10 protein-coding genes are annotated in these 11,580 nt (G+C 53.7%); 4 read left to right on the top strand and 6 right to left on the bottom strand.

All coding sequences use genetic code 11. The features are described 5' to 3' along the window. Nucleotides 1-599: 599 nt before the first annotated feature. The 3 genes from ACE5LO_RS04110 (at nt 600) to ACE5LO_RS04100 (ending at nt 1,840) form a co-directional block, all read left to right on the top strand. The gene (locus ACE5LO_RS04110; RefSeq protein ID WP_375518775.1) at nt 600-1,274 is read left to right on the top strand and encodes a tyrosine-type recombinase/integrase; all 675 of its coding nucleotides are present in this window, start codon (nt 600-602) and stop codon (nt 1,272-1,274) included. Between the two features lie 54 nt (nt 1,275-1,328). Beyond that, nucleotides 1,329-1,598 carry an ArdC-like ssDNA-binding domain-containing protein gene (locus tag ACE5LO_RS04105; protein ID WP_375518774.1) on the top strand — a complete coding sequence of 90 codons (270 nt, stop codon included), beginning with the start codon at nt 1,329-1,331 and terminating at the stop codon, nt 1,596-1,598. A gap of 116 nt (nt 1,599-1,714) precedes the next feature. After that, on the top strand, nt 1,715-1,840 hold the full coding sequence (locus ACE5LO_RS04100; RefSeq protein WP_375518795.1) for a winged helix-turn-helix domain-containing protein: 126 nt from the start codon (nt 1,715-1,717) through the stop codon (nt 1,838-1,840). Between the two features lie 86 nt (nt 1,841-1,926). On the opposite strand, the gene ACE5LO_RS04095 is transcribed toward ACE5LO_RS04100, so the two are convergent. The 6 genes from ACE5LO_RS04095 to ACE5LO_RS04070 all read right to left on the bottom strand — a co-directional run bounded on the left by ACE5LO_RS04095 (nt 1,927) and on the right by ACE5LO_RS04070 (nt 6,973). After that, nucleotides 1,927-2,112 (bottom strand): Spo0E family sporulation regulatory protein-aspartic acid phosphatase, encoded by a 186-nt coding sequence (locus tag ACE5LO_RS04095; RefSeq protein ID WP_375518794.1) that lies wholly within the window; start codon nt 2,110-2,112, stop codon nt 1,927-1,929. Nucleotides 2,113-2,490: 378 nt separating this feature from the next. After that, nucleotides 2,491-3,867: a transcriptional regulator gene (locus ACE5LO_RS04090; RefSeq protein WP_375518773.1), complete on the bottom strand. Its 1,377-nt coding sequence runs from the start codon at nt 3,865-3,867 to the stop codon at nt 2,491-2,493. Nucleotides 3,868-4,092: 225 nt separating this feature from the next. After that, nucleotides 4,093-4,848: an RNA polymerase sporulation sigma factor SigF gene (sigF, locus tag ACE5LO_RS04085; RefSeq protein ID WP_375518772.1), complete on the bottom strand. Its 756-nt coding sequence runs from the start codon at nt 4,846-4,848 to the stop codon at nt 4,093-4,095. Between the two features lie 15 nt (nt 4,849-4,863). Continuing rightward, the gene (gene spoIIAB / locus ACE5LO_RS04080) at nt 4,864-5,319 is read right to left on the bottom strand and encodes an anti-sigma F factor (RefSeq protein WP_375518771.1); all 456 of its coding nucleotides are present in this window, start codon (nt 5,317-5,319) and stop codon (nt 4,864-4,866) included. Then, nucleotides 5,316-5,669 (bottom strand): anti-sigma F factor antagonist, encoded by a 354-nt coding sequence (gene spoIIAA, locus ACE5LO_RS04075; protein ID WP_375518770.1) that lies wholly within the window; start codon nt 5,667-5,669, stop codon nt 5,316-5,318. The genes spoIIAB and spoIIAA overlap by 4 nt, the downstream gene beginning before the upstream one ends. 128 nt (nt 5,670-5,797) lie before the next feature. Beyond that, on the bottom strand, nt 5,798-6,973 hold the full coding sequence (locus tag ACE5LO_RS04070) for a D-alanyl-D-alanine carboxypeptidase family protein (protein WP_375518769.1): 1,176 nt from the start codon (nt 6,971-6,973) through the stop codon (nt 5,798-5,800). A gap of 413 nt (nt 6,974-7,386) precedes the next feature. On the opposite strand from ACE5LO_RS04070, the gene ACE5LO_RS04065 reads away from it, so the two are divergent. Further along, nucleotides 7,387-11,277 (top strand): alpha-helical endospore appendage domain-containing protein, encoded by a 3,891-nt coding sequence (locus tag ACE5LO_RS04065; protein ID WP_375518768.1) that lies wholly within the window; start codon nt 7,387-7,389, stop codon nt 11,275-11,277. The last annotated feature ends 303 nt before the right edge of the window (nt 11,278-11,580 follow it).

Below are 11,580 nucleotides of genomic sequence, written 5' to 3'. Positions count from 1 at the left end.
TCGACTACGGCACTTTAAAGGGTAAAGTTACCGGGTGGATTTGAACCACCTAGATGGTGCGACTGTGAGGCGCACAAGAAATCGCGAATCTGTACAGAACGCTGTCTTCAGGAATTGGGTCCGACCCAGCCGCTGCATACAGCGGCACCGCGGGCTACTGGGTTGGTAAAGTACGACCAAAAGGCGCCTGGGATTACAAGACAGTCCCCGGATATACACCTTATAACAAATTATGGACAGCTCGTGTGAAGAACGGCACCGAGTTTCGCACTTCCGAATGGTTTGGCAATTATAACTATGGTTTTACAGGAAAAGAGCTGTTCTCTCTAAGCATGCTGTTCGCCGGTGGCGATGGAGCAGGAATTCTTTTCGGAAATGGGCCTGACAATGAGGAAGACAAAGCTTCAATTAGACAAGGATACAATGAATCTCCCTGAATAACAGAATAGACATTTGATAAAAGCAACAGCTCCCCTATTTTTATGAGGAACTGTTGCTTTTTAATGCTAATTGAAAGGAGTTAATAAGCAGATCGGCTTTCATTCAATAAATCATGACTATAAAAACTCGTAACAGGAAAAATTTGGAGGGTTACATCTATGAACGTGGTTCCATTTCCCGCCAAGTCCGACATCCAAAAATGGGTTGGAGGATACCATGATCAGCTGCAGGGGAAATCTGATAAGACGGTCGAGGCATATGTTCGCGCGGTCCGGCAGTTTGTGGAGTGGTTGGCGGACAAGCCTGGGGGCGCAGTCGGCTTTCGCCCGGAGTTGTTTACCCAGACGGCTGTGGCCACGTATCTGCAGGAGATGGAGGAGCTGCGGCTGAGTGTCAGTCATCGGAGCCGGGTCAAAAGCGCCCTGAGTGGTTTTGCAGATTGGCTCATTGATGAGGAGCTGCTGGCAAAGAACCCAACGCGGGACGTGGATATCCCGCCGCAACCGCTGCTGGCGCCAAGGGTGCTGACGCCGGATCAGCGATATATCCTAAAAAATCTGGTGGAGCGTGATGGCACGACACGCAGCGAAGCGCTGTTTGCGCTTGGCTACTGGGCAGGCTGTCGTGTATCCTGGCTGCGGATGGAGGACACCCAGATCGGTCCCAAAGTGGGGGCGCTGCGGGTCGGCTACAAAGGGAACAAGCAACGTGAAATTGACATTTTGAATGAAGTTAGGCGGCCGCTGTATGACTACATTCACGGCGAGCGGGCCAGGAGCCCTTTTTGGCCAGCAGCCCCTATGTCTTCGTTTCGCAGCGGGGTGAACGTCTAACCGAGCCGGGCATTCATCACTGGTTCCGGACACTGAAACGGGCCGCGACCAAGGATGAATGAGATCCACGAGATTTATGAAATCATCACCGGGCGCATTATCGAGGAGCTGAAAAAGGGGGTACGTCCTTGGGTAAAACCTTGGAAGCCGGGCTTTGAAGCGATGAATTGGGTGTCAGGGCGTGCGTATAGAGGCATCAACGTTTTCCTGACGGATCCTGGCGGGGAATATGCAACCCTCAAGCAGGTGAAGGACGCGGGAGGCAGGGTGAAGCCGGAAGAGTTTAAAAAATTATACGGTTCTGGTGTTTTACAAGGATTATGAAAAGGAGAACGAGGACTTTGCTCTGATTGCATCCGGCTTCTAAAAGATTCAGCTCCCCAATCCATCAACCCTGAAAAACCAACTCGTGAATTACCCACCAAATCTAAGAGAAGGAGCTGTCCACCCTTCTGGAACAACATCCCCGGATGAGCCAAAGCGAAATTGCAGCCATGATGGATTTATCACCAGGCCGTATATCCCAATTAAAAAAGTTTATGAATAATGAACAATTGATGCCTTAAAACTATTTTACCTGGGATTCCACATAAACTGATAAAATAAAAGGGCGAGGGAACCTGGGAAAAGTTTCTCGCCCAAAGTCGATTGTTCAAGCAATCGGCTTTTTTATTTTCTCTTTTCCTAACCTGTTATACTGATTGATCAACTCATCCAGTCGCATGGATTGCTCAAGTACTCTTGGATGCCCCAGTCCATGCTTCTGCACCTGCAAATGCAATCTTTTCCGCGCCCGCTCAATGCGGATTTGAAGTACTACCTTGTAATTGCTTATCATTGGCTTCAACCCTCCCCTCCTTATGTGGTATTTTAGGTTTTTATGTCAAATAATTGCATAAGGCAGAAATAGTAAATCCCGAGTCATTGTCTACCTTCTTTTCTCACTTCCCCGTTCATTCCGGATGAGCTGCAGCTCATCTCTCCTGAGTTCATCCCCTAATTGCCCTGACCTTTCCATGCTGAACAGGCTTGGTTGAAACCAAGCCCAGGTTGCAACCCTGCCCGAAAAAAACTACTCTTCCGATGCAAGCTCCGGAAACGCAAAAAAAGACCTTCCGCAAGGAAAGTCTTTTAAAAATACTGAGTATGGAAAAATTAGCCTCCGCCCACCCCATGCCCCATTGTAGTTATAACCGTCGTAACAACTCCAATAAAACTACTCGTAACCAAGGATAACCAAATGCCTATTTTTCTCATTGATCCGATTCACCTCACCTGACAGCAATTTGAAATCCTGCTTTTCTTCCTTACTCGCCCATTCCCGGTACATTTCAAATCGTGTCAAACCGTTAAGAATATTCTTGATACTGTTGATTCTAACAGCTAATCGCAAACCTTCGAGTATGAAACTTATTGCATTACCATGCCCCCTCTTGAAACGATATACACCTAAATCGCTAAAAAATTGGGCGAGCTTTTCCTTCACCACAGAATTGTTATACGGACCATACCTTCCCTCCGCCTCAATAGAAGGAATATACGCCGAAAAGCGCTCCAATATGCGGTCGATATCAAAATCAAAACGGTTAGCCGCTTTGACCATGAAGCCCAACGCTATAAAGATTTCATCGGGCCGGGAAGCAACAAAATCGGCGTATTCGCCTAACGCCTCAGCTTCACCAGATAGTACCCGGTACAAATATCTATTGGCCGTTCCCCATTCAGCAAATTGGTGAATATGTCGGTGTGCTTCTTCGTCATCCTCACGTACCCACAATTCTCCTTGTGCGTATTTAGAAACATAACTTAAAGCTCCATCGAAATCCTCGTATTCTTCACAGATAAAGGACCGGATAAGCCACCCATACAAAATATAGAAATAGAATGGCCGTTTTGCTGTTCGTTCTGTTGAACGCCGTTCATACTGAGTGGTAGCGACTCGTAGCATTTCTACCGCAAGTTCATCTACCTTTTTCCACTTGTGAGCGGTTACCATAACATCAATCAGTTCTTTCAGTGCATCGAGCTGATCCGCTTCATCCAAACGGCTCACATACGGCTCAAAGAAAATAGCTGACCTTAAATTCTCTTCGATATCATTTCCCAGCGAAAGCTCAAACAGCCGATAACGGCAAGTGGTTAACCGTTCCGAATGCTGGAATCTTTCCGCTTCGCTTACCTGAGTATAAATTATCTCTGCAGCTTGTCCATGATTAGAAGCGAATAAGGCTTCCGCTACCTCAAACAAATCTGAGGTGTACGACAGATCCTCCAGTAATCTATGCACGATCCGCTCGATCAAATCAAGCCGGTTCAGTTCTGCACAGCGAATAATAAAGGGACGAATCCGCCTCATGCTCGTGGTAAAAGCAAAGCATTCTTCAACATAGGACTCAAACAAAAAATCTTCAGGTAAATTCATAGCTGATGTAATTGACTCTAGTTGTCGGATTGAAATAGGCTTATTGCCTTGTAGAATCCGACTTAACGAACCGGCATTCACATCAGACATACTTGAAAATTGAGTGAAAGTTAGATTATGTTTACGTATGTATGTACTGAGTGTTTCACGAATTGTATTGTCTGATTTCAAATCAGACTCACCCCCCTATACTACACAAACAAAAACCAAAATTTAGTGTTAATCTATAGATTATAGTATACACCAAATTGAACAGCGGTCAACAGCAATATACGTCAAATTTGGACACTAAAAGCGAAAAATGTGATAGGCTAATCTAAAAAAGACATGTGCACACCCGGGGCAAGCCGTGTGTGCACATGTCCGGAAATATATTTTTTTTTTTGCGGCACTCTGTTACTGGGCGATCTGATCCTTGATGGACTGCAGTATTTTTTTCTCGAGGCGCGATACCTGCACCTGTGATATGCCAAGCCTGCTGGCTACCTCGGACTGGGTCTGATCCCGGAAGTACCGAAGATAGACGATGAGCCGTTCCCGTTCAGTCAGCCCTCCGATCGCTTCATTCAGTGCAAGCTTGTCAAACCACCGTTCCTGGGACTCGTCCGCAATCTGGTCCATAAGCGTAATGGGGTCGCCGTCGTTTTCAAAGACGGTTTCATGAATAGATGTAGGCTGTTTGTTGGCTTCCTGGGCGAAAACGACATCCTCCGGCGACACCCCAAGCTCTTCGGCAACCTCCTTGATGGTTGGCAGACGATTCAGCTGCTTGGAGAGCTCGTCCCTTTTTTTGCGGACTTTGTTGGCCATTTCCTTCAGAGACCGGCTTACCTTCAGCGTTCCGTCATCCCTGAGAAAGCGCTGAATTTCGCCAATGATCATAGGCACGGCATAGGTTGAAAATTTGACATCATAGCTGAGGTCAAATTTGTCCACCGATTTCAAGAGGCCGATACATCCGATCTGAAACAAATCCTCCGGCTCATACCCGCGGTTCATGAAACGCTGCACCACAGACCATACCAGCCGGATGTTGCTGTTCACCAGCTTGTCACGGGCACTGTTGTCGCCTGACTGGCTTAAGGCAATCAGTTTTTTGACTTCCCCATCATCCAGATAAGTGTTAGTACCGCGCTTGATTTCAGCATTCATAGGCCCAACCCCTACCTAATTATATAAAGCTTTCTTGGATTCAATCCTCTTCTTCATCCGAATGACCGTTCCCCCATTCAGCTCGCTGGTCACCTCAAACTCATCCATAAAGTTTTCCATGATGGTAAAGCCCATGCCAGACCGCTCCAGCTCCGGCTTGGAGGTGTACAGCGGCTGCTGCGCAAGCTCCAGGTCCTCAATTCCCTGACCCGAATCCTCAATCACCAGCGTGACTGCATCCCCGTCGATGATCGCCCTGATTGTTACCGTGCCTGCGGGATCATTATTGTATCCGTGGATAATGCAATTGGTTACGGCCTCGGAGACGACCGTTTTCAGATCACTCAGCTCATCCATGGTAGGATCGAGCTGTGAAATAAAAGCCGCCACCGCTACGCGCGCAAAGGATTCATTTTCCGACTTGGCCGCAAACTGCAGTGTCATAAAATTGCTCCCAGCCGTTTCTGTCATGACACGACCTCCATTCCCGAGAGAGCAACCTCTTCGTTCTCGTAACAAGTCATGATTTTGAACAGTCCTGACATTTCAAGCAGCCTGTATACAGCAGGAGTCGCATCACATACCGCCATTTTTCCGTTTTTTTGCTTAAGGAGCTTATAGCGTCCAAGAATAACGCCCAGCCCTGAGCTGTCCATGAACTGCAAATCTTTAAAATTCAGAACAAGATGCTCGCACTGCCGGCGTATAATCGCCTCATCCAGTTGTGCCCGCACCTGATCTGAAGTATGATGATCCAGCTCACCGGCCAGTCTCGCAATCAGAACTCCCCGCTGAAACTCCATCTCTACTTTCAGCCTCATGTTTGCTTCACTCTCCTCCCTGACTTGGACAAGGATTTCTACGAGCCAATGGCAGAATCCTGCCCTGCGACAAAACTAGAAAAAAACTGTGCCCAATCTACAAAAGTGTCCTCCGTGGGCGATCTATGTCAGGAAAACAGTTTGGAGGTAGTGCGTTTAAACAGTCTCCACCAGCCTGCCTTGTCCACAGCGACCGGAGATTGCAGTTCGAATTCCTTCAGCTTGACATTATTTTGATAAACAATCAGCTTGCCAACTACTTCCCCTTTTTTGAGCGGTGCTTTGATCCCGCTGTTCAGCTTGACTTCGTGACGCATCTCCTCTTGACGGGCGCCCTTTTTGACGAGAACGCTGTAAGGCTGTTCCGCTTTTATCGTAAGCTCCGGAACAACCCCTTTTTCAATGTTCAGCTTGCCGATCACGTCACCCTGGTTATACAACGATTTCATGGCATATTGGGAAAACGCATAATCAAACATGGAGGCGATCTCACTGTTGCGGGTTTTGGTGTTGGGCTCCCCGAGCACCACCGCCACAACGCGCATTCCATCACGCACGGCGGTGGCGGAAAGGCAGAATTTCGCTTCAGACGTATAGCCTGTTTTCAAACCGTCGGCTCCTGTATAAAAACGGACCAGCTTGTTGGTATTGACCAGCCAGAACGGTTTTTCGCTGCTTTTGCGCAAATAGTCCTGATACGATCCGGTATATTTCGTAATCTGCGGATATTGCAGCAGCTCGCGGCTCATTAAAGCAATGTCATGTGCAGAGGAATAATGATCCTTGGCCGGCAGACCGTTGCAGTTGGCAAAATGGGTATCCTTCATGCCGAGCTCCTTGGCTTTGTCATTCATCAAACGCACAAATGCCTGCTCTGACCCCGCGATCTTCTCCGCCATCGCTACGGAAGCATCATTGCCGGAAGCCATGGCGATACCCTTGAGCATTTCCTCAACGCTCATTTCCTCGCCCGGCTCCAGGAAGATCTGCGACCCGCCCATGGAAGCCGCATATTCACTGGCCCGGACCTGATCCGTCAGTTTCAGTTTCCCATTCTCCAGCGCTTCCATCGTAAGCAGCATCGTCATGATTTTCGTGATGCTCGCCGGAGGCAGCTTGTCATGGCTGTTTTTCTCGTAAACAATTGTGCCGGTGTAGGCATCCATCAGGATGGCAGAGCCGGATTGAGGCGCCAGGGATACATCGGCTTGCTGTACGGCTCCTTTCTCTTCGGCAGAAGCTGGCGGCAGCAGACCGGCGCTGATGCAGAATGCGAGCAATAAAGATAGACTGATTTTCTTCATGTTCGGTACCTCCCTACTAACATTGCGGAAGAACCGCCGATTGTCGGAATCGGACGGCGTCTGCCGTATACTGCTATCCATTGTCGTCAATCGTCCAGAAAATTATTCCAGACAAACGGGAATGTGCACAAAAAAAGCGTCCGGACCATCAAGCAAGCACTGCAAAATCTATGTAGCATGGACAAATGCCGACACTTTTATAAATAAGCGAGAATAGATTAGTATATGGAACTTTTATAGTAAAAAAACGCCTATCGATGTACATTCATAGAATACAACCCCCGCCAGCTCCCCTCAAAAATCATACATTCTTTAATCTTGAGGCTGTCTTGAACGATATGAGTTCATAAGATTCCTCATTAATCATGGGGAATTCTATCTTAGTGAAAAAGGAGATGAAGGAGGACACGCAAATGTCGCAATCCAATCTTCCTAATATAACCCCGGTTATATCCGTCACCAGAGATGATGCTATTAACCTGCTGTTATCTTCCATAGCTCTCGAAGAGCTTGGCTTAAGCCATATCCTTAATGCGGAAGGAGAAAAAATACAGTATGTGCTTGGCACATTGCCAGGCATAAGCGGGCTGTCTCCTACAGTGAGCGAGCTTTTGTCTGTCAATGATAGTGTCAGCAACGTGCTGAAGGAAGCAACTAAAAAAGAGTTGGTCCTACAGAACAAGCTGGAAAATATTTTGTCCCAGGTTCCAGGAGAGTTCCTGTTTTATGTAAATGGACCAAACGGTTCAGCTACGGTGAGAGATGGGGAAAGTATTAACTTTTTTTCCGATACGCTGCAAATCGAGGTCACGAAAGGATCGGCAAATGTCCGTATAGAAGCGCCAATATCGGCGACGGGGGCCACAGGCAGCACTGGCGCGACGGGGGGCACCGGGGCGACCGGAGCTACGGGCGGGACTGGCGCGACGGGAGTCATGGGTGATACTGGACCGACCGGGGCTACGGGCGACATCGGACCGACCGGAACCACGGGTGACACTGGCGCGACGGGAGCTACGGGCGATACCGGGGCCACGGGTGGCACTGGCGCGACGGGAGCCACGGGCGACACCGGAGCGACCGGGGCCACGGGCGACACTGGCGCGACGGGATCCACAGGCGACACTGGACCTACCGGAGCCACGGGCGATACCGGACCTACCGGAGCCACGGGCGATGCCGGGGCGACTGGAGTCACGGGAGACACTGGCACGACGGGAGACACGGGCGCAACCGGGGCTACAGGCGATACCGGCGCGACGGGAGTCACGGGCGACACTGGAGTCACGGGCGACACTGGTGCTACTGGAGCCACGGGTGACATCGGCGCGACGGGAGCCACAGGCGACACTGGCACGACGGGAGCCACGGGCGCAACCGGGGCTACAGGCGATACCGGACCTACCGGAGCTACGGGCGACACCGGCGCGACTGGAGCTACGGGCGACACTGGTGCTACTGGAGCCACGGGCGACACTGGCACGACCGGAGCTACGGGCGACACTGGTGCTACTGGAGCCACGGGCGACACTGGCGCGACGGGAGCCACGGGCGGCACTGGCTCGACGGGAGCCACGGGCGGCACCGGAGCGACCGGGGCCACGGGTGTCACTGGCGCGACGGGAGCCACGGGTGACGCGGGCACGACCGGTGCTACGGGCGATACCGGCGCGACGGGATCCACCGGAGTCACGGGCGATACCGGCGCAACCGGAGCCACGGGCGATGCCGGGGCGACTGGAGCCACGGGCGACACCGGCGATACTGGAGCCACAGGCGAAACCGGACCTACCGGAGCTACGGGCGACACTGGCGCTACTGGAGCTACCGGAGCCACGGGCGACACCGGCGATACTGGAGCCACAGGCGAAACCGGACCTACCGGAGCTACGGGCGACACCGGTACTACTGGAGCCACGGGCGACACGGGCGATACTGGCGCCACGGGCGACACCGGCGCAACCGGCGCGACGGGCGGAACTGGAGCAACCGGGGCTACGGGAGCTACGGGTGCCACAGGCGCGACGGGTGCCACAGGCGACACCGGACCTACCGGAGCTACGGGCGACACTGGTGCTACTGGAGCCACGGGCGACACTGGCGCGACCGGAGCCACGGGCGACATCGGCGCTACGGGAGCTACGGGTGACACTGGCGCGACCGGGACCACAGGTGACACGGGCGCGACCGGAGCCACGGGCGATACCGGGGCTACAGGCGATACCGGCGCTACGGGAGTCACGGGCGGCACCGGATCGACCGGGGCCACGGGCGACACTGGCACGACGGGAGCCACGGGCGATACCGGCGCTACGGGAGTCACGGGCGACACTGGTGCTACTGGAGCCACAGGCGACACCGGCACGACGGGAGCCACGGGCGATACCGGGGCGACCGGAGCTACGGGCGATACTGGCACGACCGGAGCCACGGGCGACACTGGTGCTACTGGAGCCACGGGCGACACTGGAACGACCGGAGCCACGGGCGACACCGGAACGACCGGGGCCACGGGCGATACCGGGGCGACCGGGGCCACTGGTGATACCGGCGCGACCGGGGCCACAGGTGACACTGGCGCAACGGGAGCTACGGGCGACACCGGCGCGACCGGAGCTACGGGTGTCACCGGTGCTACCGGAGCCACGGGTGTCACTGGCCCGACCGGGGCCACAGGTGACACCGGACCTACCGGAGCCACGGGCGACACCGGTACTACTGGAGCAACCGGCGATACCGGCACGACCGGAGCCACGGGCGACACCGGCGCTACTGGAGCCACGGGCGACACGGGCGCTACTGGCGCCACGGGCGACACCGGCGCAACCGGCGCGACGGGCGGAACTGGAGCAACCGGGGCTACGGGAGCTATGGGTGCCACAGGCGCGACCGGGACCACAGGTGACACTGGCGCAACGGGTGCCACGGGCGACACCGGCGCGACCGGAGCTACGGGTGTCACTGGCGCGACCGGGACTACAGGTGACACCGGACCTACCGGAGCCACTGGCGCAACCGGGGCTACAGGCGATACCGGCGCTACGGGAGTCACGGGCGACACTGGTGCTACGGGAGCTACGGGTGACATCGGCGCTACGGGAGCCACAGGCGACACCGGACCTACTGGAGCCACAGGCGATACCGGGGCGACCGGAGCTACGGGCGATACTGGCACGACCGGAGCCACGGGCGATACCGGCGCTACGGGTGTCACCGGCGCGACGGGAGCCACGGGCGACACTGGCACGACCGGAGTCACGGGCGACACTGGTGCCACTGGAGCCACGGGTGACACTGGTGCTACTGGAGCCACGGGTGACATCGGCGCTACGGGAGCTACGGGTGACACTGGCGCGACCGGGGCCACTGGTGATACCGGCGCAACCGGGGCGACGGGCGGAACTGGAGCAACCGGGGCCACGGGCGACACCGGGGCGACCGGAGCTACAGGCGAAACCGGACCTACCGGAGCTACGGGCGACACTGGCGCTACTGGAGCCACAGGCGACACTGGCACGACGGGAGCCACGGGCGATACCGGCGCTACGGGAGTCACGGGCGGCACCGGATCGACCGGGGCCACGGGCGACACCGGCACTACTGGAGCCACGGGCGATACCGGGGCGACCGGAGCTACGGGCGATACCGGCGCGACCGGAGCCACCGGAACGACCGGGGCCACGGGAGCCACCGGGACAACTGGAGCCACAGGCGCTACTGGCGCGACCGGAGCCACCGGAACGACCGGGGCCACGGGCGCCACAGGCACTACCGGAGCCACGGGAGCCACCGGGGCCACAGGTGCGACTGGACCTTTAGTGGCAGCAAATGGTTTCTCGGCTTTTGTAGGCTCTATTACTGGAGTAACTACAGACACTCAAATCAGCGGTTTTACAGTGACCAGCCCATATTACACCACTACTGGATTTAATCCTGCCTCAGGAACATTCACCGTTCCTCAAACTGGAAGATACACTATTGAAGCAACTATTAATTATTCAACTACTGCCGCCATAACTCTGTCCATTGGCGCGGGAATTAATCCGACATTTGTCGTAAGAAGGACATCACCTTCAACAACGGATTTAGTAGCCGGTCTTTTCCCTGTATTAAATATCAACGTAACTTTGCTTACACTTCGGGCTGTACTGGGAAGTGGTACTGTAACACTGACCGGAGATGTCGCGCTGAATCAGAATGATATACTTGGGTTGTTCTATGTTTCTTCGGGGCTTAGCATCGGGTTGAATCTCGGGGGCAGCACATCTGCAGGGATTGTTTGGTCCATTCATCAGATTACCTGACTTTATTAGCATCAAAGTTGAAACGGCGGTTAATCCGCCGTTTCTTTCGTTAAGATTATCGAATTATCATCATCAACCACTTTGAAGGAGGCCGCCTGGGGTAACTATTCTTTGCTCCGAGTGGTTCGGAATCGGCCGCGGCACCATTTTGAAGGGAGAATTCACGGGCAGCTTGTACCCAATATGCTGAAATTCAATCCTGATCTGAAAAGCGGTCATACACTTCCCTGCGCAAGGGCAAAAACGGCGTATCCCCCCGGGATCAAGATGATTAACCGGGTGAAACGCCGTCTGCTTGTTTTA

The organism is Paenibacillus medicaginis (assembly GCF_042138635.1).
GTDB classification, from domain to species: Bacteria; Bacillota; Bacilli; order Paenibacillales; family Paenibacillaceae; genus Paenibacillus; species Paenibacillus medicaginis.
The sequence above is the reverse complement of the archived record's forward strand: the minus strand, read 5'-3'. Positions and strand labels throughout refer to the sequence as shown.